We start from the raw sequence: 24153 nt of genomic DNA, 5'->3' as shown, positions 1-24153 counted from the left end.
CGCGTATTTGTGCCACAGGACCGGTCTTGCTATGGATGGTGCTGGTGGAGGAGAGAATGAACACATTGCAGAAAGAAGCGACAGCGAATATCGCGGCTCGAGACCGGGAATTCGGCCCTCTGCTTGCCCAGGCGTCGATTCTGGTCGTCGACGACGAACCGGGCATGCGCAATTTCCTCGTGCGCACCTTGGGGCCACGCTGCCGGCTGATCGAAGAGGCGTCTGATACCGATGAGGCGTCGCGCAAGCTCGACATGCAGCATTTCGACCTCGTCATCCTCGACAATATCATGCCGGGAAAGAACGGCGTCGACTGGCTTGCCGAACAACGCGCGATCGGCCTGTTTGCCGAGGCGATCCTGATTACCGCATTTGCCGACCTCGACACCGCAATCCAGGCGCTGCGCGCCGGGGCTGTCGATTTCGTATTGAAACCATTCCGCTCCAACCAGATCCTCAATTCGGTCGCCCGCTGTCTGGAGCGCATGCGGCTGCAGCGTGAGAATTTCGTGCTGCGTTACGAGCTGAAGGCTGCCTCCGAACATATCTTGTTGCGCGACAGGTTGATCGGCGGATCCCAGGTCATCGGCGACCTGCGCGACACGATCGCAAGGCTTGCACCCTTACCGACATCCGTGCTTCTGACAGGCGAATCGGGCACCGGAAAGGAGGTTGCCGCACGCTCCCTGCATACGCTTTCGGACCGGGCGGAAAAGCCCTTTGTGCCGGTCAACTGCGCCGCCATTCCGGCGGACATGATCGAGACGGAGCTGTTTGGCCATATCAAGGGTGCATTTACCGGCGCTGGCAGTGGCCGGGATGGCTTGTTCACCCATGCCCAGGGCGGCACACTGTTTCTCGACGAGATCGGCGAAATGCCGCTTGCAACCCAAAGCAAGCTGCTCAGGGTGATCGAGGACCGCCGCGTCCGCCCGGTCGGCTCGGAAAGGGAGGTGCCGGTCGATCTGCGCTTCGTCTTTGCCACCAATGCCGATCTGCACATGGAAGTGGAGCGCGGGCGGTTCCGCGCCGACCTCTACTACCGCATCAATGTGATGCAACTCCATCTGCCGCCGCTGCGCGACCGGGGCAATGACGTGCAGGAACTGGCGGATCTGTTCATGGAAAAGCTGTCGCAGCAACTCGGCATGCCGCAGGTGGCAATCGATGCCCCCGTCAGGGCCGCCCTTGCCCGCTACGGCTGGCCCGGCAATGTGCGCGAACTGCGCAACCTGATCGAACGCACATTGATCCTTGGCAAATTCCCCGACGATTTCAGGGGTGGCGGAAATGGACGCAGCGGCAACAGCAGTGTCATCGCGAACTCGAATGCCGCCCCCAATACCGCCCCCAATGCCGCCCTGGGTGCGAACGCCCATATCGGCGCCGATATCCATGCCGGCGACGGCTACACCGCAAATCTCAGCGCAACGCTCCCGGCAAGCCCTTTGGCTGCGACGCTGGAAGACGTCGAACGACACCATATCCTCGCAGTACTGAAGGAATGCAGCGGCAATCGTGACGAGGCGGCGAAGCGCCTCGGCATTTCGCGAAAGACCATCGACCGCAAATGTGCCGTCTGGAATGGCTGATACCGGGATCACCACCGCGCCGACCCGTCCAGTTCGCTCCATCCGGTTCCGGCTGCTGGCCATCGCACTTCTGCCGACACTGGTCATCCTGCCGCTGCTGCTGGGCATTACAATCGCCCGCTGGAACGCCAAGTTCGATGCACTGCTGATTGCCAAGGTCAATGGCGACCTGACCATCGCGCATCAGTATCTGTCGCGCATTCTGGAAAATACCGGCGAGCACATTCAGGCGCTGGCGGTCTCGGTTGCCTTCCGCGATGCCGCAGGGTCCGGTGCACAGCCGGATCTTTCAACGTTTCTCGAGCAGAGCCGCCAGGCACTTGGCCTGGATTTCCTGATTCTGGTGAATGACGAGGGCAATACGACAGCTACCGATGGACAGCCACGCACTGCCTTTCCCGTTGTCGTCTCGGCGCTTGCCGGCAAGTCCTCCACCGCAATCGACATATTCTCCAACCAGCAACTGGCCGAGATCTCCCCGGTGCTGGCTGCCCGTGCGCGGATCGATCTCGTCGACACACCCAATGCGGTCCAGACCGACAAGCAAAGCGAGACACGCGGCATGGTGGTGCAATCGGCCAGTCCGATCACGCTTGCCGATGGAACGCGGGCAGCCCTGGTCGGCGGCATCCTGCTCAACCAGAACCTCGTCTTCATCGATACGATCAACGATCTCGTCTACCGCGAGGCGAGCCTTCCAGAGGGCAGCAAAGGTACGGCAACGCTATTTCTCGAGGATGTGCGCGTCAGCACCAATGTACGGCTGTTCGAGGATCGCCGGGCTCTCGGCACACGGGTCTCTGCTGCCGTGCGCGCGGCGGTGCTGGATGATGGCCAGACCTGGCTCGACAGCGCCTTCGTCGTCAATGACTGGTACATCTCGGCCTATGAGCCAATTGTCGACAGCTTCGGCAAACGTGTCGGCATGCTCTATGTCGGCTTCCTCGAGACGCCCTTCCGGCAGGCAAAGCAGACGACGCTGCTGACCATCATACTCGCCTTTCTGGCCGTTGCGGCCGCAAGCGTTCCAATCTTTTTGCGTTGGGCGCGCGCGATCTTCAAGCCACTGGAGCGAATGAGCGACACCATTACCCGCGTCGAGGCCGGCAACATGGGCGCAAGGACCGAGCTCAAGGCCGCCAGCGACGAGATCGGGCGCGTGGCGCTGCATCTCGATGGTTTGCTGGAACAGTTGCAGCAGCGTGATCGTGAGCTCCGGCAATGGAACGACGAGTTGAATGACCGCGTGGCTGAGCGCACCAGCGAACTGGAGCTTGCCAACCGCCAGATCGAGGCGACAACGAAGCAGTTGATCATGTCGGAAAAGCTTGCGGCCATCGGCGAGATCACCGCAGGCGTCGCCCATGAAATCAACAACCCGATTGCCGTTATCCAGGGCAATCTCGACGTCGTGCGCAGTGTTCTCGGCGAAAAGGCAGACGAGGCCAATGTCGAATTCCGGCTGATCGACGAACAGATCCACCGGATCAGCCAGATCGTCACCAAGCTTTTGCAGTTTGCCAAACCAGAGGAATATGCTGGCTATCTCGAGCGCCATGCTGCCAAGGACGTGGTCCTGGATTGCCTGCCGCTGGTGCAGCATCTGCTCAACAAGGCCGAGATCGCCCTTGTGCTTGAGGATCGGGCAACCAGGCTGGTCCTTATGAACCGCACGGAATTGCAGCAGGTCGCGGTCAACCTGATCGTCAATGCCCTGCACGCCATGCCGAATGGCGGCAAACTGACGATCCGTACCTTCGATCAGAACATGGATGGCAAGAAAGGCCTCGCCCTTGAGGTCGAAGACACCGGCGTAGGCATGGCACCGGACCTGATCGGGCGGATCTTTGATCCGTTCTTTTCGACCAAGAAACGGGATGGAACGGGTCTCGGCCTCTCCATCAGCCAGCGGTTGATCACCCGTCAGGGCGGTCGGATCTCCGTGCAGAGCGAACCCGGCAAGGGCACCTGCTTTTCGATCTGGCTGCCCGAAGCCAGTTGACGGACAATCTGTCCCTGTTTTCCCGGACATTTTGTCCGTCAACTGGCTTCGGGCAGCCGCCTGATCATCGACAAACCCTTGATAAAACACAAATTCCAATCTGGCACACCGGTTGCAACGCTCCTGCGGGGATGGACGAGGCCTTGCGCATGCGCGACAAACCGCATGGCACAATGGCCTCTATTGAACCCGGCAAAGACTGCAACTGGGACACGCCTGATGACATTCGGGCGCAAGGGAGGACAAAAATCATGGCCGCGACAACAGACACATACCCCGGCGGAGGAGCGATCGGGCTTCTTGACCGCGAGCGCATCATCGCCAAACCGGGTTTTAATCGCTGGCTCGTGCCACCGGCAGCACTGGCCATTCATCTCTGTATCGGCATGGCCTATGGTTTCAGCGTTTTCTGGCTGCCGCTGTCGAAATCGATCGGCATCACCGCTGCCGCAACCTGCTCCGACCTGACACTGACTTCGGCCCTGTTCACCACCAGCTGTGATTGGCGCGTCAGCGACCTCGGCTGGATCTACACGTTGTTCTTCGTGCTGCTCGGGTCGTCAGCTGCCATCTGGGGCGGTTGGCTCGAGCGCGCTGGCCCACGCAAAGCCGGCTTTGTCTCCGCCTGTTGCTGGTGCGGCGGCATCCTGGTCGCAGCACTCGGCGTGCTCACTCATCAGCTGTGGCTGATGTGGCTGGGTGCCGGCGTGATCGGCGGCATTGGGTTGGGCCTTGGCTACATCTCGCCGGTATCGACCCTGATCAAATGGTTCCCGGATCGTCGCGGCATGGCGACCGGCATGGCGATCATGGGCTTTGGCGGTGGTGCCATGATCGGTGCACCGCTGGCCAATCTGCTGATGACCCATTTCCGCACCGATAGTTCGGTCGGCGTCTGGCAGACCTTCGTCGTCATGGCCGCTGTCTATTTCGTCTTCATGATGGGCGGCGCATTCGGCTACCGCATTCCGCCGGCAGGTTGGCGTCCGGAAGGCTGGACGGCACCGGCTGCCAAGAGCACGATGATCACCACTCGGCATGTGCATCTGCGCGATGCCCACAAGACCCGCCAGTTCTGGCTGATCTGGGCCGTTCTCTGCCTCAATGTCTCAGCCGGCATCGGCGTTATCGGCATGGCGTCTCCCATGCTGCAGGAGATTTTTGCCGGCTCGTTGATCGGTCAACCAGGCGTCGCCTTCATCGACCTTCAACCTGAACAGCTCGCAGCAATTGCGGCGATCGCTGCCGGTTTTGCCGGCCTGCTGTCCCTGTTCAACATCGGCGGCCGTTTCTTCTGGGCATCACTGTCGGACAAGATCGGCCGCAAGAACACCTACTTCTGCTTCTTCGTCCTCGGCATCGTGCTCTACGCTTTGGCCCCTTGGGCTGCCGGCATCCAGAGCAAGATCCTGTTCGTCGGCATGTTCTGCATCATCCTGTCGATGTACGGCGGCGGTTTCGCCACCATCCCGGCCTACCTTGCCGACATTTTCGGAACCCAGTTCGTCGGCGCCATCCATGGCCGTCTGCTGACGGCCTGGGCAACGGCGGGCATCATTGGCCCGGTCGTCGTCAACTATATCCGCGAAGCGCAGATTGCCGCCGGTGTTCCGCGCGACCAGGTCTATAACTTCACCATGTATATTCTCGCCGGCATGCTGTTGCTCGGCCTGATTGCCAATGCCTTTGTCCGGCCGCTGGCCGACAAGTGGTTCATGACGGACGAAGAGGTTGCAGCGCTTCAGGCAAAGAGTGCTGCGGCGAATGCAGGCCCGAGCGGTTCCTTCGGCATCGGCAAGGGCGGTTTCGATGGCAAGGCCCTGATCGCATGGACCGCGGTCGGCATTCCGATGCTGTGGGGTGTGTGGAACACGCTGAAGGCGACCTTGGCGCTCTTTGGCTAAGGCATGCGGATCAAGAAGCCGCATCGTTACGAAACGATGCGGCTTCATTCTTTTTCACATATCCGTCCGGTCGCCCCCACGCTCCTTGTCCGACGCCGATCGAGGCCAACGCATCAGCGCGTCACTACCGGCAGCGCTAAGCGCGTAAACTCCCTTTTCCACTCTCTCGAACCAGCCATAATAATTGGCCAGCAGGATCTGACCGGCTGTCGGCACAGCGGATTTGAGATCACGCGGACGCAAAGGGCCATTGGCAAGGGCTGCGGCACAGGCAAGAGCCTGCTGACGATAGGCTGTCATGATCGGCACTTTCGTCGATCCGCCAAGCGCCGGATCGCCTTGCCGCTTCTTGTGTTCCTTGACCAGACGGGTTCGACGTTTGGGATTGCTGCGTGGCATCGGCGATACGGAGCTGACGATTATGCTGACCTCGCCGGCATCGGATACGCCAAGCATGCCGATGCCCAGTCGCCGACACAGGTCGCGGTAACGCCGGTCGGCCTCACGTCCCTTGCCGCGGGCCGAAATGCGTGCCGCAATCCAGACCTCATCGCAGGCTGACGCCCGATCGACCGCCTGCAGGATAAGTTCCAGATTGAAGGTCAGTTTCAATTCGCAGATGACGACCAGCGTCGTCTCACCTTCGGCGAGACCGACGACATCGCATCCGCCGATCTCTCCCTTGACGACATAGCCGGCACGTTCGAGGAACAACTTGACGGGCGGATAGAGCGAGGTTTCCAAGGCGTGGCTTTCGTGACGAACTGCAGTCTTTCGGAAAGCAAACCTCATAGCAGAGGTCCAGGGCTTTGCTCAAAGAAGATTTCTCAGCCGTCACTGGTGCATTGCACAGCCATGCGCGGACACGGATGTGCGACGCCCAAGTCTTTCGAAAAGGCGTCACACGCGTCGTCATCTCAACGTCACAGGGCCGTCACACCGATCCCAGGGATCGCTTCTGGAAACCTCAACGACGCCGCTGATGAATATCGAGAAGATCCGAATAGGCCCCGGGATTGCTCGCCAGGACGGGATGTCCTTCAAGCAGCGCATCTCCTTCTGCCGGAAAGTCGAGATACTGGCCGCCTGCTTCCTTCACCAGGCAAAATCCGGCCATGCAATCCCAGGCACGCATATGCGGCTCATAGTAACCAACTAGGCGTCCCGCGGCGACATAGGCCAGCATCAGCGCGCCGGATCCATTGCGGATGAAGTTGCCGCCCTGAGCGAGCAGATCGGTGACGATCCCGCCAACACATTCCGGGCTCACGTAGCTGTTGCTGCCAATGCCCGTCAGGGCGTTGCGGATCGTCCGGCTGGGATCAAGAACAAGTGTCTTATCGTTGAGGCTGGCACCCATGCCCGTGGCAGCCGCATAGGTTTCATCGACACAGGGCACCTGGATCACGCCGACCACCGGCACGCCCTGATGCAGGACTGCAATCGAGACACACCATGTCGGCATTCCGTTGACGAAGGGCGCCGTGCCGTCAATCGGATCGACAACCCAAGTATAGCCGGAACTGCCAGGTTGCAGGCCAAACTCCTCGCCAAGGAAGCCATCGTCCGGAAGCGCCTTGGCCACGCGTTCGCTCAAAAGCGTCTCGACGTTGCGGTCGGCGATGGACACGACATCCTGCAGATCGCGCTTGGTCTCGATCACGAGCGTCTCGCGCCTGTTGAAATAGTCGAGCGCCAGAGCGCCGGCCTCCTTGGCCAGGGTCTTCGCAAGAGCAAAACGTTGCTCGATATCGGCGTCATGCGCAGTCATGGTGGTTGTCCTTGAATTCATCTGTCGGTGTCGTGGATAGGAGCAAGCCGAAGGGCCTGGTGGATCAGAATCACGCGTCGATCAGGGCTATGCCACGGCTCTTGAACCCGAGTGTGACAGCGCTTTGCACCGGCAGACTTCTTTCAACCGCGTGGTCGATGATGAACAGCGTGCCGACATCCGTCTCGACCTCGTATTCGACATGACCACCGAGATAGGCGCTGTGCAGGACACGACCGGCAATGCCCTGCCCGCCCGATGCCGCAATCGATATGGCACCCGGCCTGACCGCAAGTTTTGCCTTGCCAGGCTTTGCGCTGCGCCCCGGCACACGGTGATCCACGCCAGCGACACGGATCAACGCATCGGCCCCATCAAGACTGAGCACCTCGCAAGGGATGACATTGGCCTCTCCCATGAAGTCGGCAATGAAGGACGAGGCCGGCGCCTCATAAAGCTCACGCGGTGCGCCGGACTGGGCGATCTCGCCATCCTTCATCACGATGATGCGGTCAGATACCGCCAGCGCCTCGTCCTGGTCATGGGTGACATAGACGGCGGTGAAACCGAGGCGCTGCTGCAAATCGCGGATTTCGGTGCGCACCCGGCGGCGCAGGCGGGCATCGAGATTGGAGAGCGGTTCGTCGAGCAGAAGCACCTGCGGCTCCAGAACCAGGGCGCGGGCGACAGCGACACGCTGTTGCTGGCCGCCCGAAAGCTCGGCGGGAAGACGGCTGCCCATTCCGCCAAGACCAACAAGCTTCAACCCTTCCTCAGCTCTTTCGCGCGCGTCTTTCTTGCCAAGGCCCGACGACTGCAGCCCGTAGGCGACATTGTCGAGCGCCGTCATATGCGGAAACAGTGCATAGGACTGAAATACCATCGAAACGTCGCGCTCATTGGCCGGCAGCATGGTGACGTCCTTGCCGCCGATCAGGATGCGGCCGGATGTCGGATGTTCAAGGCCGGCCAGCATGCGCAATGTCGTCGTCTTGCCACAACCCGAAGGGCCGAGAAGCGTCACCAGCGTGCCGGGCTCGATGGTGAGAGACAGATCCGGAATGGCGGTGAAGGCCCCGAAGGTCTTGCGCACGTTCTGGAAGGTGACGGAACCGGGTTTCACGGTGATCATACGGTTTTCTCCTGACCAAGGGGAACAGAGGGAGCGGCGGTGACGCCAGCGACGCGGTTTTCGCGGCGCAGGCGTCGCTCACCGACAAGAAGCTGGAAGCCGGCGATAATCACGAGCATCACCACGATCAGCATCGAGGAATAGGCGATGGCCACTCCATATTCGCCGTTCTCGACAAGACCGACGATGTAGGACGTCGCCATGTTGTATTGGGCGCTGACGAGGAAGATGACCGCACTGATCGACGTGATCGCGCGGACGAAGGAATAGACCAGCGCTGCGGTGATCGCCGGGCGCAACAGCGGCAGGATCACTTTGCGGATGGTGCGGAAACTGTCTGCACGCAGCGTCAGCGATGCCTCGTCCAGGCTTTTGTCGAGCTGGCTCATCGCCGCAATGCCACCACGCACGCCGACCGGCATGTTGCGGAAAACGAAGCAAGCAACGAGGATCAGGGCAGAGCCGGTCATCTCGATCGGCGGCAGGTTGAAAGCCATGATATAGCTGACACCGATGACCGTGCCGGGGATGGCGAAGCTCATCATCAGCGCAAACTCGAAAAGGTTGCGCCCGGCAAATTTCTGCCTGACGATGATATAGGCGGTCAGGAGACCGACGGCGGCAGTCAAAGGCGCCGAGATGAGCGCGATCTCCATGGTCGTCCAGAACGAATTCCAGGCGACGCCCGTCCAGGCAATTCCGCCATTGCTGAAATCAATCGAGAAGGCGCGGATATAGTGGTCGAGCGTGAGGGAATTATCGAGGCCCCAGGTTTTGACAAAACCACCCACCAGGATCATCCCATAGACCACCAGCGTGAAGATCATCCACGGAACCACCACCGCATGCACGCCGATCGACAATCCGCGCGGCAAGGCGATATGGGAACCGCTGTCACCCTTGCCGGTAACGGTAGCGAAGTTCTTGCCTGACAGCCAGAAGCGCTGGGCCATGAAGGCCGAGAGGGTGAAGAACAGAAGCACAATGGCGAGCACGGCGGCGCGCGACGGATCATTTTGCGATCCAACGACGGCAAAGAAGATTTCGGTTGAAAGCACGCCGTGGCTGCCACCGAGAACGAGAGGATTGCCAAAATCGGCCATGCTCTCGATGAATCCGATCAGGAAGGCATTGGCGAGGCCCGGCTTCATCAACGGCAGGGAAACGCGCCAGAACGTGCGCCAGCGATCGGCGCGCAGGGTCTGCGAGGCTTCCTCCATTGACGGGCTGACGCCTTCCACCACACCGATCAGGACCAGGAAGGAGATCGGAGTGAACGACAGAACCTGGGCGATCCAGATGCCGGTCAAACCGTAGAGCCAGCGACCGGGTTCGATGCCGAAAAGATTGGAAAGACCTTCCGTGATCACGCCAGCCCGCCCGAACAGCAGCGTCAGCGCCAGGCCAATGACAAATGGCGGCGTGATAATCGGCAGCACTGTCAGGAGGCGAAGGCCTTTCTTGAACGGAAAGCGTGTGCGGGTCGCCACCAGCGCAAAGCCAAGCCCAAGCATGGTCGAGCCGAACGCCGTCATGATGGCGAGGAACAGTGTCCGCCATGCCACCCCGCAGCGTTCCTCACCCAGCACACAGCCCAGGCTCCAAATGCCGGGATCCTGCATGTTGGCGATAAAGCCGTCTGGATTGAACGAGCCGTCGAAATCCTGCACGGAGCCGATCAGCATGCTGCCGATCGGATAAAAGACAAAGACGGTCACGAGAAAGACAAGCACGGAGATCGAGGCGACGATGAAGGCATCCCCCTTCATCACACCGCGTTCGGCCAGACCGAAAGCAAAGAGAAGCACAAAGACCAAAGCCATCAGAACGGCGCCGGCACCCATGGAAGGCTGCCCGTCCGGGAGCATGCCGAACAGGCTTTCGCTGATGGACCAGGTCCAACCGCCAAAGCCGATCGCAAGCCCCTGCAGCGACAGGAAGACGAGACCGACGGCGCCGACCCAGGCCAGAAGCGCGCCGCGCTTCATCGGATCCCGGACACCGCGCGCCAGACAGCCAAGCACAAAGAACAGAACGATGCCGGCAAGCCAGACACGCCCATGCGAAAGGATCTGCAAGAGCCCCGGTGCGGTATCGGCACTGGACAGGAATCCGTCGACCCAGCCAAGCCCAAAGAAGCCGCCTTCGATACGGTACCAGGGAACCAGAGCCAGCGCCGCGCCACCTAGGGCGAGAACAATATCCAGTCTGCGGTTGCCACGTCTCATGGCTGACCTCGCTATGTCATGTCGATGAATGGAAGGAGGGACACGGCATGCTGGCTATCCACCGCAATGCCGTGTCGATGATTATGGACGATCAGTTGGCGACGGCGCCGACTTCACGGTCCCAGCGCTCGAGAAGCGCCTTGCGTCTGGCCGGATCGCCAAAAGTCTTGAAGTCGTAGTCGATCAGCTTGATGTCTTCGAACTTCGGCGCTTCTTTCGGCACCTCGGCAGTCTTGTTGGACGGAAGCTGGAACGACTTGGCATCCTTCATGCGCGACTGGACATCGGGCTGAAGAGCCCAGTCGTACCAGATCTTGGCATTGTCGAGATTGCGCGCGCCCTTGATGATCGACATCGAGCCGATTTCGTAGCCCGTACCTTCGCAAGGTGCGATGGACTTGACCGGGAAGCCCTCGGCCGTCTGGGCGACCGCATCATGCATGAAGACGATGCCGAGGCCCGTCTCGCCGCGCGCCGCAGCCTTGACCGGCGCCGAGCCGGACTTGGTGTACTGCGAGATATTGGTGTTCAGTTTCTTCAGGTAGTCGATCGCCTGATCTTCACCCATGATCTGCACCAGCGAAGCCAGCGCCGTATAGGCGGTGCCGGACGAATTCGGGTTGGCAATCTGGATCTCACCCTTCAGTTCGGGTGCCAGAAGGTCGGCCCAGCAGACCGGCTCCTTGTAGCCCTTCGACTTGAAGATCTCGGTATTGTAGCCCCAGCCGAGCGCACCGGCATAAACGCCGACAGTCTTGAAGCCGGAGCTTTCCGCCTGTTTCTTTGCCCAGTCCTGCAACTGGTCCAGCATCGGCGATTTGTATTCCAGCGTCAGATTCTCCGACGCTGCCTGCATGTGCGGATCGCCTGTGCCAGCCCACCACAGATCCGTTTTTGGATTGCGCGATTCCGCCCGCACCTTGGCATAGGTTTCGCCAGACGACAGGCGCACCATATTGACCTTGATGTCATGAGATTTTTCGAAATCGCCCTGCATCTGCTCGCAGATGACCACATCGGCCGAGCAGATGAGGTTGAGTTCGCCGGCCGCTTGCGCCGAGACCGCTGTCAGTGCGGTTCCGGCAAAAAGCACGGTTGAAAGAATTGTCAGTCGCATGGTGATCCTCCTGTTGCTTGCGTCTGAATGGATTAAGAGGGTGCTTCCAGACATGGCACTCCCTGCGGTGCAGCGATGGCTGCGCCGATTTCTGTTTCGGGTTGTCTCGGGTGGAGAGGTTTGGCCCGCCGGCCCCTATTGGGTCGGGTGGATCTCAGTGTCGAAGCGCTTCAGCAGCCGACTTCGCTCATCCGGCGAACCGAAGGTGGCGAAATCATAGTCGACCATCTTGATCATGGAGATGTCCGGTGCCGACGGCGGCAAGTCCGCCCGTGCATTGGACGGAACCTGGTTTTGCCCGGCCGCAGCCCCCGTCGCCTGGCCCTCGGGGCTCAGCGAAAAATCGACGAAATCGCGGGCAGCCTCAAGATTGCTGGCGCCCTTGATGATGCTGACTGCGCCAATCTCATAACCCGTGCCTTCACAGGGCGCGACGATGACGAGCGGCGATCCCGCCTGCTTCTGGGTGACGGCATCATGCATGAAGGAAATGCCGATCAACGTCTCGCCGCGGGCGGCCGCCTTGACCGGCGCCGACCCCGCCTTGGTGTAGCGCGCGATGTTGCGATCAAGCGCACTCATGTAGCGAAAGGCTTCATCTTCACCAAAGAGTTGCACCAAAGTGGCAAGCTCGGTGAAGGCGGTTCCGGACGAATTCGGGTTTCCGGACTGGATATGGCCGCGGTAGGCAATATCGGTCAGGTCCTTCCAGCATGTCGGCGCTGGCAGTTTGTACCGCTTCAACAGATCGGCATTGTAGGCGAAGCCGAGCGCACCGGCATAGATGCCTGCGGACCGGCCACCCGACATGGAAAAGAAGTTCTGCGCCCAGGGCAACATTTCCCGCGCATGGGCCGGCTGATAAGGCTGCAGCAGATCTTCGGTTGCCGCCTGCAGATGGGTGTCGCCTGTGCCACCCCACCATACATCGATCGTCGGTCGGCTTTTCTCGGCCCTGATCTGATCAAGGATCTCGCCGGTGCTCTTGCGCTCCATGACGATTTCCACACCAGTGCGCGCCTCAAAGGCCTGCTTCATCGTCAGGCACCATGCCTCGTCAACGCCGCACAGCACGTTCAAACCCGGGGCTGCCTGGCTCTGGCTTGCGCCGCACAGCCATGTCGCGACGCCGAAGCTTATGCCCACGGCCAAGCCGAAAGCGGTCAATGCTCGCACTGGTGAAACCTCCCTGACCGGAACCTCCTCGCTCCGATCTCTTGGCACCGAACATGTCAGATCTGGCGGCGACCGCAATCCAAGAATGGTTACCGAATTTTCACTGCAGCGCCGAAGCACATTACATTCATTACAATTGTGACGTCCGCCATAACCAGCAAGCCTTTGAACATTGGCGCCACCGTGCCTATGGTGATCATGGGAGGACTACATATTGCTGACAGACACAATTCGCATTCTGATCGTCGAGGACGACCCGGACATGGCGGAGCTGATTTCCGATCTCATCGAGGCGGAAGGCTGGATACCGGCTTGCGCAGGGTCGGCAGAAGAAGCCGCCGAAATGCTGGAGAAGGAGCCGATGCATCTGGTGCTGGTCGACCACAATCTCCCTGGCATTTCCGGTCGCGTTTTTGCCCAACGACTGCGGGCCCAGGCCAATATCGGCATCGTCATGGTGACAGCTGCGGGCAGCGCCGCAGAACGCGTGCTCGGCCTGGAGACGGCGGCCGACGATTACGTCGTCAAGCCGTTCGAGCCGATCGAGCTGACGGCCCGCATCAAGGCAGTCCTGCGTCGGACCATCCCGTCGTTGCGGCCGGACAAGGACCTGGAGAAGGAACTGGTCCGGCAGTTGGGCCGGGCGACAGACCGCGACCATTCCGGCTCCGCCCTGAGACTCGGTGATTGGGCGATCGATATGAAGGGTCGGCGGGCCGTCTGCCTGTCCGACCAAAGCCGGACGCTGACAGCCGCTGAATTCGCCCTGCTTGAAATTCTCGCCCAGACGCCCAACCAGCCTGTCAGCCGGGCCCAGATTCTCGATCGCCTCGGTTCAGAAAGCGATCGCTATATCGACAGGAACGTCGATGTCCTGGTTCTGAGACTCCGCCGCAAGATCGAGCGCAATCCGGATCTGCCACGCCATATCAAGACGCGGCGTGGCAAGGGTTACGTCCTGCATATGGACGAGGTCGAGCTGTCATCGTGATCAACCGCCCGTTTCTGTCATCCATTGCCTTTCGTCTGCCGTTTGCCATCGTCTTTATCTGCTTTCTGGTTTTCAGCCTGTCGACCATCGCGATCTACGGACTGCAGAAGGCGCGCAACGAAATGGCGGCCTATGGCCTGCAGGCATTTTCCAGCCTGACCAAGGCCTCGCTGGTCTCGCGCCAGGTGTCGGATCTCGTCTCCAGTGCACCCTTCCTGATGAATGCCACCTCGCCCTACAGGGTATCGAGCGAAAGCCGCGCCGTCGTCGCGCAGGTAGACAGCCTCCTGCGCACGATCGAGCCGCAGAATTTTGACAGGCTGATCCAGGGTTTTGCCAGCGCGCAGATCATCGAACTGCTCGGCCATATCCGAACCCAGACGCTCACCCTGGCGAGCGATGCCGACTCCGCGCAGGCCCACAAGGCGCAAGCCGCAGCAGCTCTCAGCGAAATCGCAACGGGCCGCGGCGTTGCCGATACAGATCTGCGCCGCCGGTTGAACGCCATCGTGCAATCAGCATCAACCTCGGACAGTCTTTTCCAGCTGGGAGAGCTGCAGCGTCGGTATGTGGCAGAAACCGCAGCCAGCGAAGACGCAAGGCCGCCGGCTCCGACTGGTCTCACGGCCGAGCTTCGCCCCTATGAGCAGGTCTTCGATGCCCAGACCCGCTACCTGCTAGAGATGTTTGCCATTCGCGCCTCCGTCGCGCGGCTGCATTCCGTATCGCGGGAACTGTCGCTTGCGACAGAGATGCAAAACGACGCGGTCGCCCGTGCGCTGAACGAGGATCTGATTTCCACCTCCGATGCGCTGAGCCGGCTGCTGGTGATCGTCGCCCTGGCCTCCCTGCTCGTCTTCACCATGGCCACACTGTCGATCCGCTCGGTGATGCGGGTCTCACGCGGCATCAGCAACCTGTCAAACGGCATGAATGCGCTGGCAAAGGGCGATACCGATATCGGCCCACCCGACTACCGCGGCAACGAGACGGAGCTTTTGCGCCTGCTCGACGCGTTCAGGGCGTTCAAGGACAGCGTCGACCGTGTCTCGCGGTTGCGGCGCACGGCCGAAGCCGCTGCCCGCACCATCCGTTCAACCTTTCGCAACATGAACGAGGGCATTGCGCTTTTTGATCCGATGGGCCGGCCGATCACCATGAACCGGCGGATGATCGAACTGGTCGGCCGTTCAGGCTCATCGCGCAAGCTCCCGCTTAGACGCTTCGTCCTGCCCATTCCGGAAATCAATCCCGATCTCCTGCCGGATGAGGATAGGCCGGGAAACCTCTCGGAACGGGCAGTCATCCGGCACCACGCGGAGGATGGCACAGTGATTGAAGTATCGCTGTCGCGCCAGCCCGATGGCGGGATTGTACTCCTGGCGCGCGATGTCACGGCGATCGACCGGCAGGAAGCGGAAGCCGCCAAGGCGCAGCGACTGGATGGCATCATGCGCATGACCCATCAGGTGAGCCATGAAGTCGGCAACATGATCGGCATCATCACGGGCAGCCTCGGGCTGCTGGAGCGGGAAGACGGTTTCAACGATCGGCAGAGGCGACATATTGCCCGCATCCGCAAAGCCGCCGATCGCGGACGCGACCTCGCCAGCAGCATGCTATCTATCGGCAGCCAGCAACCGATCAATCCCAGCTGTGTCGATGTGCGGAGCCTGCTTCGCGGCATGGCCGACATTCTGGAAATCGCCATCGGCAGCAAAAGTCACCTGCAGCTGGAACTCGATGCCGACCTGCCGGCAATCCCTCTCGATGCCGCCCTTTTCGAGCAGTCGGTTCTCAACCTTTGCCTGAACGCTTGTGCTGCAATGCCGGATGGCGGCGTGATCGCCATCAAGGCCGTCCTGACCGGGGGCGCCGTCATCGTCTCCGTCCGCGACACGGGCATTGGCATGACGGCCAAACAGGTGGACAAGGCGTTCGAGCCCTATTTCACCACGCGCGGAAAAAAAGGCGGCGCCGGTCTCGGACTGGCGATGGTCTACGGCTTCGTCCGCCAGAGCGGCGGCGACGCCACGATCCACTCGCGACAGGGACACGGAACGACCGTGGAACTCAGCTTTCCGGTCGAGCAGATCTGAGCATCAGCTAATTTCGGCACGTGATGCAACTGGCCGCATCGTTCGTATTCCCGGCGCACTGCCGCCGATCTTCCGTTCTAAGATCAATTTCTGATCAATGCGCAATGTTGGGAGCAATAATTCCCAGACCGCCAAGTCCACTAACGATCAATTGCACGGCAACGGCGGTCAGAAGAATGCCGAATACCACCTCCGAGACCACCATCGTCGCCGGTTTCATGCGTTTGGCGAGCGCGTCGATATTGGTAAACACCAGATAGTCAAAAGCCGCGACGAGCAAAATCAGCCCGGTGACCATGGCTGCGCTGGCGACCGAGACGACTTCGCCGGACGCAAGGATGATCACGGTGATGCCGACAGGATTGAGCAGGTAGGGTACAGCGAGCGGAAACACAGCAAGCTTGTCCGGATCGACAGGCGCCGGCAGCTCATCATGCGGCTTCTCCGTCGGCCCAGCCGCCATTTTGATCGCAATCAGCGCAAGGATAATGCCCCCGGCCACAGCGACAGCTCCGCCGGTGATGTGCAGCAGCCGCATGAGAAAAGCGCCCGAGGCAAACAGGATCAGGGCCGTGACCAGGGCGGTCAGAACCATTTTGCGACCGATACGAACCTTGGTTTCCGTGTCGAACGCGTGTGTCTTTTCCAGAAAAGGCACAAGCGCGATCTTTGGCCCCATTCCGATCAGAAGCATGAGGAGAAGTTTGCCCACCAGAGCAGTGTTGATGACGGAAAAATCCATGTAAAATCCCCCTGAGTTTGTGATCCTAAAAACAGTGCCTGTTCTTCGCCCCTCTGTTGCACGGCTCTCCCACCGGCCCTTGGCAAAGACACGTGTCAGACGTCCACCAGAAGTGCGGGCACTAGCGCCCGCATCCGCTTTGCCCCCTCTCGGCTCTGACGCCCGGCTCGCAGTCCGGCGCATTGTTCTGCATGGTGCCCGAACCGAAAAGACCGCTGACATTTCCAGCGTAGTTGTCTCTTGTATTTGCGTCGATCACGGCAACCGGTGCAGCCAGGATCAGACCCGCGACATTGCCGGCAGCTGCGGCCGTACCGGTCGTTGCGGCAAGAAGCGTGTCACCCAGCCCGATCTTGCTGTCGGTCAGCGCCTGTCCATCCGAAATTCTCGCGCCGATCAGGCGCACGACTTCAGGCGATTCGGCAAATTTGCCATGGTGGAGCCGGTCGCCCGCCTTGACCTTGGTGAGATCGATCACCGTGATCTTGTTATCGGAAAGCTCTTTCTTGTAAGGGGGCTGCTCTGGATCGATCGCTCCCAGTCTTGCGACATCGCCCCAGACCCTGCGCGATAGTGCGAGCGCACGGTCGTCGCGCGAGACAAACAGCGTGAAGTGGGGACGCTGCTCTCCCATGTCGGCAATCTGCTGACGGAAGACGTCGACATCCACGTCAGGTGCGGCCAACATCACATTTTCGAACTTGGCCGGAAGCCGGCCGTTGCGGATCGCCATCTGGCGGAGCGCTTCCAGCGCCAGCCAGTTGCCCATGGAATGTGCAAGAATGGAAACTTCCTTCACCTCCGGATCCCTGGCGAGATACTGGAACAGCGTTTCCAGTGCATTGCGGGTATAGTTTGTACTTTCCCTGTCATATCCATAGGCGAAAACGCTGCCGCGCGACGGCCAGGTCACCAGCACGGGCGCGCTGCGGACACCGGAATCCTCGACGATCTGGGCGAAACGGTAGACGGAATCTTCAAAACGGTTGTTGAAACCGTGGATGAAGACAAGCACGCTGCCATCGCCGCTCTTCCTGACCGCGGCGCGTAGCCAGGTTCTGGCGTCCTCCCGACTGATCTCGTCCGCCTTCAATGTTGCAAAGTCGGTTGCCGGATTGGAGGGAAGTTTTTTCGGCCAGGCGACCTCGCCGACCTTTCGGACGCTCTCAGGTGGTATGGAAACGGTCATGTCGGCAAACGTCGGCTCCGGTGCCCGCTCGCCGGTGAACATCTCCCCCTCCAGCGCCGAGCGGCCGCGCGTCGTGGTGACCAGCATGTCGACGCGCTTGGTTTCGGGGACGCTGTCAGCAACCGGGGTGAGGACATTCTTTGGACGACCGCCACATCCCATAAGAACCGCCAGCATCACGCAGACGAGCAGACATTGCACGACGCGGGGGGAACCGCCATCTGTTTGCTGCGCGATCGAATACGGTGTTCTCAGCAATGTCGCATGCTCCCTTGTCGAGCAGTCCGTGGCAGCCGGCAGCAGATCCGAAGGAAAACCTATTCCAACAGCCAGCAGCTTGCCCGTAACATCTGGTAGGTTACGGGCTGCTGCGGCCGACGTCGCGGCAGGCTGGGCCAACAAAAACCGCTGTTTCGGCAGGCTTTTCGCCTTCAACCGCGCAAGGTGCAGCTGCTCGGACGGCATATCGATATGTACGCCGGGCGGGAGCCAGGACAGTTCCTGGATGAGGATGCCCGCTTTTCCCGTGTCGTTCGAACCTCACGCGTCCCGTATGTTACGGTATCCTACTGCACGAACTCCGCATCATGGTCGACCATGGGCCTGCAAATACGCCTTGCGCCGCGATGTCGAGCCGGGGGGAGCATGAGCCATGGATGAGGACATTGCTGCTGCGGTCAGGCTGCGGTTTCCCAACGGAGCCGAGGCGATCGCTGAACGTGCATTCTGGGACCCCGTCTTCTGCGAGATCTGCCGGGATTTTGCCGAAGCCCAGACGGAATTGGTCAAGTGGGAAGCGTCATTGAATCCGCATGCGGGCAAGCGATGCGACGAGTACAGACAACTGATCATAGAACTCGCCAAGGAAATAGAAGAGGCCCTCGCCAAAGCCAAAGTGGTCAAGCTGCACCATCCGCCTGTGCAGCGTTCCCGGTGATCTGATGAGATCCTGCTGCACCCAACAGGATAGTCGATCGCGGCCCAAGCCTTTTCGACGATTTCATCCAACAGAGATAGAATTCCGAAGGACACAAGACAGTGGATTCAGAAGTCATCAATGAGCCGGCCGCGACGGCTCCACCCCGCAATCCCCTGCGCCGGATCGCCCTGATCATCATTCTGTTGGCATTGGTTCTGTTCGGCCTGTCGGTTTTCATGGAACGGCGAACCCCGTCGACCTCGCAAGCCTATGTGCAGGCCTATGTGGTCGGAATCGCGGCCGAAGTCACGGGACGGATCGTTGAAGTGGGCATCACTGACAATATGCAGGTGGAGGCCGGTCAGATCCTGTTTCGCATTGATCCTGAGCGATACGCACTGGCCGTCAGCGAAGCTGAGGCTGCCCTGGCCAGTGCGGGCCAGTCTATCGGCGCATCCACCGCGACGGTCGATGCGGCGCAGGCCAAGCTGGTGCAGATCAGGGTGGACCGCGACAACCTGCGCGATCAGTATGCGAGGGCCTCCGAACTCGTTAAACGCGGGGTCTATTCGCAGGCGCGCTACGATGCGGCCAAATCAGCCTATGATCAGGCGGAAGCATCCGTCGCAGCAGCCGAGGCGGAACTTGCCAAGGCAAAAGAACTGCTCGGACCATCCGGCAATGACAATCCGCAGTTGCGGGCAGCGCTTGCCGGACTGGAGAAGGCCCGGCTTGACCTTGTGCGGACGACCATCCGGGCACCGTCGGCCGGTGTCGTCACCAACCTTCAGCTGACGATCGGCAAGGTCGTCTCGGTCGGACAGGCTGCCATGACCTTCATCGATGTCGGCACGATCTGGATCAACGCGGCGTTCAAGGAGAACAGTCTCGAGAGGGTTGCCATCGGCAACAGGGCGGAGGTGCTTTTCGATGCACTCCCCGGCCGTGTTTTCCCGGCAACGGTCGAAAGTGTCGGCTTCGGTGTTTCGCAAGGAAACACGGACCCGAATACCGGCCTGCCGAAGATCCAGAACGACAGTGGCTGGGTCAGGCAAGCGCAGCGGTTTCCTGTCCGCCTCCTCATGGACGAAACACAGCGGCCGAAAGGTGGCCTGCGCTACGGCGCGCAGACAACCGTTGTCATCTTCACCGGCGACAATCCGCTGACCAATGCGTGGGGTTGGCTTCGGATCCGGATCCTCTCGGTTCTGTCCTATGTCAATTGACCCGGCCCATAGCCGTCTGGCGCAGACCCGCATGGGATTGCGGGTCGCTCTGGCAGTCGCTATCGGCTTCACCGCAGCGCTGCACGCAGGGGCGGTCGTGCCCTTCCTTGGCCCTCTGTTCGCGGCCCAGTTCCTGCTATCAAGCGCGCGGCCGGCACCCTTGGCAAAGACGATTGGCGCGGTGCTGGTGATCCTGGTTGCCGGGCTTGCAATGATGGTGCTGACCGCTGTGCTGGGCGACCGACCTGCGCCTTTCATGCTTCTGCTGGGGCTCACCTATTTCGTCTGCTTTGAGATGCAGTCGACCGGAAAGGGCGGGCCTGCAATCTTCCTTGTCCTGGTCGTTGCGATCATCGTGCCGCTGTTCGGCATCCTGAACAACGAGCTCGCCGGATCCATCCTCTCCATCCTGGTCACCGGGGTCTTGTCCGGCACCGGACTGATGTGGTTCGCTCATGCGCTCCTGCCGGAACCGCATGCATCGGATGATGAAGTGATCGCGGCTATCGCCAGACCTCCGGCATTGATGCGCGCGCTTGCCAACACGGTCATCCTGCTGGCATCCGTCGTGATCTGCCTGACGAGTGACAATCTGACCGCCGCCGCAGTCATTCCCATCACGGTAGCCTCGCTGCTCGGACAGCTCGATATCTCCGCCAGTGCGCGGACAGCTTTCGGTACGGTCCTTGTCAATCTGCTTGGCGGACTGCTCGCCAGCCTCGCCTATGCATTACTCAGCCTGCGCCCGAACCTGTTCACGATTTTCGTCATCGTCCTGATAACTGGACTGTTTCTTGGCGGCCGGGCGGCCGGGCGGTCGGGCGACGCAAAGATGTATGCCGGCGCCTTGACCATCTTCCTGACAATTTTCGGACTTGGCGTCTCCCCCTTGCCGGGAAGCGCAGGTGAAGCATTCGTCACGCGCATCGTCTATGTCGGCGGGGCATTACTCTACGGCTTGCTGCTCGCTGCAGCCCTGTGGCCGCGATCATCCCACACCAATGGGTCCTCCTTCAAAGTGACGAGCACCGCCGAGTAAAGCCGAAACCGAACTGCGGCGTCCCGGCGTGTCGCCCGGCTTCAGGCTTCGGGACAGTCACGATCTCGAACAGGCCAAGCACGAACCGGCCAAAGGACGGCAGTGCGTCCAATTCGGACAAGCGCCGACGCAACCAACTGCGACGATTCAAAGTCTCAGCGGGGTTGCAAATCTGACGTATCGACCGCATCTGCCGCCTCCTGGGGAAGCGGCAGGCCGGCCTTGCGCAGATCTGCCATCAGCCGCAAACGATCATCGGGCTGGACATTCTTCGCTATGAGTTCTGCATCGATGTTGGCAAGGACATCAGGACGCATCGAAGCAAAGATCTCTCCCTGATGCCGGGCGTCATCGATCATGCCGGCCTGTGCATAAATGACCGCCGCCACCGCGTGAAACAGCGGAAACGTCTGCATATTCGCCCTAGTGATCTCCCGGACGGAGGTCTCATTGTCATGCAGCATATAGGCAGCAAGCGCACGCATACCATGATAGTAGCCGCCACCCGCCGGATTAAGTGCGATTGCCTGGTCAAGCAGGTCCGCCCCTCGTCGCCACTGGCCGGCGAGCGCCATGCTCGTGCCCAGTTCGCCGATCAGTTCGGTGTCATTCGGGTTCGAGCCAAGTGCCTGTTCGCCTATGCGCAAGGCCTCGCTGACGTCCCTGTTGAAAAACAGGGCCATCATCAATGCCTGCAGCCCGCGTGTATTATTGCCGTCGAGTTGCGTCGCGCGTCTGGCCGCCACCAGCGCCTGTTCTATCGGCGGTCTGGATCCCGTCTTTGGATTGAAGTTGAAACGGGCCTCGTCGAGATGAATGATCGACAGCATCGCCCAGGCGGTGGCGTTGGTTGGATGCTGCGCCAAGGTGGTCTGGAGGCAATCCCGTGTGCCTGCATGCGCCTCGACGCTCGGATCGAAACGATACGCGTAAAAGCGCAGCGCGCATTCATGGCGACCAGAATCGGTGTGGGACGGATTTGCCGTATCAACCTGCGCCATGATGCCGTAGGGCTGAGCGATCGCCGTCGCAACCCGCCGTGCAACATCCTTCTGGACCGAGAGCGGATCCTTCGCAGCAAGAATTTCGTCGTAGTCTCTCGACCAGAGGATCTCACCATTGGCCGTGGCGAGCAGACGCGCCGTCACACGCAGACGGCCGGATGAGGCTCTGACACCACCCGCGAGCAGATAGCGGGCCCCAAGTTCCGGTCCTACCCGGGCCGTATCGACATCTGCGGCAAGCGTTTTGGATGCCTCGCCGCTGAACACTTTGATCTCCTTGAAACGGGGAAGAGCCGTCAGCAGCTCTTCTGTCAGGCCAGCCGAAAAGAGCTGTGCATCCGACCCTCCGTCGAGATTGGTGAACGGGGCAACGGCAACTGACGGAATGCCATGAAAGGCATCACCGAGCGGACGGCCCGAACTGCCTGCTGACTGCACCACTGGCTGGGCACCCGTGACCCGTGACGCGGAGACACCTGCAATCCAATACGAACACGCAGCCACCAGAGCTGTCGCGCCGGCAAGGGCCACGCCCCTTGCAGACCATCGCCTCGAGGCAGGCTTCAGTTCAAGGTGAGCAGCTACGGGCTCCTGCACCGTGCCCACGGCATTTGCGTTCCAGGAAAACGCCGGTGAATAGCCGCCTTTGGGGATGTCGATCCGGACGGCATCCCTGTTTCCTTCAACCAGGTAATATCGCTCGAGGGCACGCCGCAGGCGTCCCGCCTCTATTCTGACGACGGGATCGTCCTGCGTGAACGTCTGGTCGCGTCCGAACACCTCGATAGCGATCGAATAGCCCTTGATGCGCCCAGCTCGCCCGGCAAGCGTCTCTTCCACGACATAACGCAGAAATGCGGGCGCGCGCCCAGCGCTTGGAAATTCCGGGCTCGAGAGGATGCGTTCCAGTTGCGCCCGGACGTCATCGATCCCGGGCATTCCCGCCGCCGTTCCCGAGGCTGCGGATCTTGTCGATAGCATAGCCGTCCCCCAATCCCCCGGAGTACTCACTGTCAGCATGCATGATCGTGCCAGCCTACTCCTGCGAGGCGAACTCGTCCAATGTTTCGCCGGAGGTTGCACATCCCAGGTTGATGAGCGGTATTCGCATTGGCAAAACCGCCTTGCCGCCCTGCAGGCATCCCAAGACCTGATGCGGCCAAATGTCCAAAAGACGCCGCTCGGTGACACCGCCAAGTCAATCACATTTACGATCGTCAGCGCTGCCGGCATCGCCTGGACAGCAAATGTCTGATAACGTCACCCACATCGTCGAATTCGCATGCCGGCTCATGCAGCCACCATGGCGGCAATGGAGCGCGTAGCGAAAGCCGTTTCTCCAATCCTATCAGGGCGCCACCACTCTCGACGCTGCTCTGCACGAGCTTGAACGAACATCGTTTCAGACCTCGCGGCAAACCCACAGTCCGATCCACATTCAGAGGATCAGGCAATCATCCAAGAGGATCGAACCTACTGGCTTTCATCCAGATCATGTAAAATACGGATCAAGCTGTGTCGTCGCGCGACCGGCCCTTGCCCACAAATGACGGGAGTAGATAATGATAAAGCTCACAATCAATGACATCGTTCACGAGGTCGATGCGGATGCCGATATGCCTCTGCTTTGGGCAATCCGCGATCTCGTCGGTCTTACTGGCACGAAGTTCGGATGCGGAATGGCCCAGTGCGGTGCCTGTACTGTTCATCTGGATGGTTCGCCGGTCCGGTCGTGCCAGACCTTTGTCAGCGACATCGGCGATGCAAAGATCACGACGATCGAAGGCCTGAAGGGCAAGGTTGCAGAGACGGTCAAAACCGTGTGGGCAAATCTCGACGTCCCGCAATGTGGTTACTGTCAGTCCGGACAGATCATGTCCGCCACCGACCTTCTGGCAAACAATCCAAAGCCGACCGACGAAGACATCGATGGCGCGATGGCTGGCAATCTCTGTCGGTGCGCCACCTATCAGAGAATCCGTGCCGGGATTCACGAAGCTGCAAAACGCTTGGAGGCTTGAG

At 60.4% G+C, this 24153-nt stretch carries 18 protein-coding genes; 9 read left to right on the top strand and 9 right to left on the bottom strand.

All coding sequences use genetic code 11. The features are described 5' to 3' along the window. Positions 1-56: 56 nt before the first annotated feature. From GVK95_RS11130 to GVK95_RS11120, 3 genes are all read left to right on the top strand, one after another. Positions 57-1592: a sigma-54 dependent transcriptional regulator gene (locus GVK95_RS11130; RefSeq protein WP_159949438.1), complete on the top strand. Its 1536-nt coding sequence runs from the start codon at positions 57-59 to the stop codon at positions 1590-1592. Continuing rightward, positions 1585-3594, top strand: a complete 2010-nt coding sequence (locus tag GVK95_RS11125) for a HAMP domain-containing sensor histidine kinase (protein ID WP_159949436.1) — start codon at positions 1585-1587, stop codon at positions 3592-3594. Before GVK95_RS11130 ends, GVK95_RS11125 begins: the two co-directional genes overlap by 8 nt. A gap of 251 nt (positions 3595-3845) precedes the next feature. Continuing rightward, positions 3846-5498 (top strand): OFA family MFS transporter, encoded by a 1653-nt coding sequence (locus tag GVK95_RS11120; protein ID WP_159949434.1) that lies wholly within the window; start codon positions 3846-3848, stop codon positions 5496-5498. A 54-nt stretch (positions 5499-5552) separates the two neighbouring features. Here GVK95_RS11120 and GVK95_RS11115 read toward each other — a convergent pair whose 3' ends face one another. The 6 genes from GVK95_RS11115 to GVK95_RS11090 form a co-directional block, all read right to left on the bottom strand. Then, positions 5553-6242 carry a DUF2161 family putative PD-(D/E)XK-type phosphodiesterase gene (locus GVK95_RS11115; RefSeq protein ID WP_159949541.1) on the bottom strand — a complete coding sequence of 230 codons (690 nt, stop codon included), beginning with the start codon at positions 6240-6242 and terminating at the stop codon, positions 5553-5555. Between the two features lie 223 nt (positions 6243-6465). Further along, on the bottom strand, positions 6466-7269 hold the full coding sequence (locus GVK95_RS11110; protein WP_159949432.1) for an inositol monophosphatase family protein: 804 nt from the start codon (positions 7267-7269) through the stop codon (positions 6466-6468). A gap of 70 nt (positions 7270-7339) precedes the next feature. After that, positions 7340-8401, bottom strand: coding sequence for an ABC transporter ATP-binding protein (locus GVK95_RS11105; RefSeq protein ID WP_159949430.1), 1062 nt, complete (start codon positions 8399-8401; stop codon positions 7340-7342). Beyond that, positions 8398-10629 (bottom strand): iron ABC transporter permease, encoded by a 2232-nt coding sequence (locus GVK95_RS11100; RefSeq protein ID WP_159949428.1) that lies wholly within the window; start codon positions 10627-10629, stop codon positions 8398-8400. The genes GVK95_RS11105 and GVK95_RS11100 overlap by 4 nt, the downstream gene beginning before the upstream one ends. Positions 10630-10720: 91 nt before the next feature. Then, positions 10721-11746 (bottom strand): ABC transporter substrate-binding protein, encoded by a 1026-nt coding sequence (locus GVK95_RS11095; protein ID WP_159949426.1) that lies wholly within the window; start codon positions 11744-11746, stop codon positions 10721-10723. Between the two features lie 135 nt (positions 11747-11881). Further along, entirely contained in the window at positions 11882-12886 is a 1005-nt protein-coding gene (locus tag GVK95_RS11090) for an ABC transporter substrate-binding protein (RefSeq protein ID WP_159949540.1), read from the bottom strand. A 250-nt stretch (positions 12887-13136) separates the two neighbouring features. Here GVK95_RS11090 and GVK95_RS11085 point away from each other — a divergent pair, with 250 nt between their 5' ends. Together GVK95_RS11085 and GVK95_RS11080 are read left to right on the top strand one after the other, a co-directional pair. After that, positions 13137-13913, top strand: a complete 777-nt coding sequence (locus tag GVK95_RS11085; protein WP_159949424.1) for a response regulator transcription factor — start codon at positions 13137-13139, stop codon at positions 13911-13913. Continuing rightward, positions 13910-16012, top strand: a complete 2103-nt coding sequence (locus tag GVK95_RS11080) for an ATP-binding protein (protein WP_159949422.1) — start codon at positions 13910-13912, stop codon at positions 16010-16012. Before GVK95_RS11085 ends, GVK95_RS11080 begins: the two co-directional genes overlap by 4 nt. 94 nt (positions 16013-16106) lie before the next feature. On the opposite strand, the gene GVK95_RS11075 is transcribed toward GVK95_RS11080, so the two are convergent. Next, entirely contained in the window at positions 16107-16754 is a 648-nt protein-coding gene (locus GVK95_RS11075) for a MarC family protein (protein WP_159949420.1), read from the bottom strand. A gap of 121 nt (positions 16755-16875) precedes the next feature. Next, positions 16876-18180: an alpha/beta hydrolase gene (locus tag GVK95_RS11070; protein WP_244618749.1), complete on the bottom strand. Its 1305-nt coding sequence runs from the start codon at positions 18178-18180 to the stop codon at positions 16876-16878. A 415-nt stretch (positions 18181-18595) separates the two neighbouring features. On the opposite strand from GVK95_RS11070, the gene GVK95_RS11065 reads away from it, so the two are divergent. The 3 genes from GVK95_RS11065 (at position 18596) to GVK95_RS11055 (ending at position 21127) form a co-directional block, all read left to right on the top strand. Next, positions 18596-18880: a hypothetical protein gene (locus GVK95_RS11065; RefSeq protein ID WP_159949416.1), complete on the top strand. Its 285-nt coding sequence runs from the start codon at positions 18596-18598 to the stop codon at positions 18878-18880. Positions 18881-18981: 101 nt separating this feature from the next. Then, complete coding sequence (locus tag GVK95_RS11060) at positions 18982-20088, top strand: HlyD family secretion protein (protein ID WP_159949414.1); 1107 nt, start codon at positions 18982-18984, stop codon at positions 20086-20088. Further along, a complete protein-coding gene (locus GVK95_RS11055; RefSeq protein ID WP_159949412.1) occupies positions 20078-21127 on the top strand; it encodes a DUF2955 domain-containing protein in 1050 nt (349 codons plus the stop codon). Before GVK95_RS11060 ends, GVK95_RS11055 begins: the two co-directional genes overlap by 11 nt. A gap of 155 nt (positions 21128-21282) precedes the next feature. Here the strand turns inward: GVK95_RS11055 and GVK95_RS11050 are convergent, their stop codons facing one another. Next, a complete protein-coding gene (locus GVK95_RS11050; protein ID WP_159949410.1) occupies positions 21283-23112 on the bottom strand; it encodes an adenylate cyclase in 1830 nt (609 codons plus the stop codon). Positions 23113-23693: 581 nt separating this feature from the next. Between GVK95_RS11050 and GVK95_RS11045 the strand changes: the two genes are divergently transcribed. After that, a complete protein-coding gene (locus tag GVK95_RS11045) occupies positions 23694-24152 on the top strand; it encodes a (2Fe-2S)-binding protein (RefSeq protein WP_159949408.1) in 459 nt (152 codons plus the stop codon). The last annotated feature ends 1 nt before the right edge of the window (position 24153 follow it).

The sequence above is a fragment of the Rhizobium sp. 18065 genome (assembly GCF_902706095.1).
GTDB lineage: Bacteria > Pseudomonadota > Alphaproteobacteria > Rhizobiales > Rhizobiaceae > Allorhizobium.
This window is presented reverse-complemented; position numbering and strand designations above follow the sequence as displayed.

Bases quoted from the DNA above. Each gene is read 5' to 3' on its own strand.
- GVK95_RS11120 (WP_159949434.1), top strand. From the start codon at position 3,846: ATGGCCGCGACAACAGACACATACCCCGGCGGAGGAGCGATCGGGCTT.
- GVK95_RS11100 (WP_159949428.1), bottom strand. From the start codon at position 10,629: ATGAGACGTGGCAACCGCAGACTGGATATTGTTCTCGCCCTAGGTGGC.
- GVK95_RS11130 (WP_159949438.1), top strand. From the start codon at position 57: ATGAACACATTGCAGAAAGAAGCGACAGCGAATATCGCGGCTCGAGAC.
- GVK95_RS11095 (WP_159949426.1), bottom strand. From the start codon at position 11,746: ATGCGACTGACAATTCTTTCAACCGTGCTTTTTGCCGGAACCGCACTG.
- GVK95_RS11110 (WP_159949432.1), bottom strand. From the start codon at position 7,269: ATGACTGCGCATGACGCCGATATCGAGCAACGTTTTGCTCTTGCGAAG.
- GVK95_RS11050 (WP_159949410.1), bottom strand. From the start codon at position 23,112: ATGCTATCGACAAGATCCGCAGCCTCGGGAACGGCGGCGGGAATGCCC.
- GVK95_RS11105 (WP_159949430.1), bottom strand. From the start codon at position 8,401: ATGATCACCGTGAAACCCGGTTCCGTCACCTTCCAGAACGTGCGCAAG.
- GVK95_RS11075 (WP_159949420.1), bottom strand. From the start codon at position 16,754: ATGGATTTTTCCGTCATCAACACTGCTCTGGTGGGCAAACTTCTCCTC.
- GVK95_RS11065 (WP_159949416.1), top strand. From the start codon at position 18,596: ATGGATGAGGACATTGCTGCTGCGGTCAGGCTGCGGTTTCCCAACGGA.
- GVK95_RS11125 (WP_159949436.1), top strand. From the start codon at position 1,585: ATGGCTGATACCGGGATCACCACCGCGCCGACCCGTCCAGTTCGCTCC.
- GVK95_RS11045 (WP_159949408.1), top strand. From the start codon at position 23,694: ATGATAAAGCTCACAATCAATGACATCGTTCACGAGGTCGATGCGGAT.
- GVK95_RS11055 (WP_159949412.1), top strand. From the start codon at position 20,078: ATGTCAATTGACCCGGCCCATAGCCGTCTGGCGCAGACCCGCATGGGA.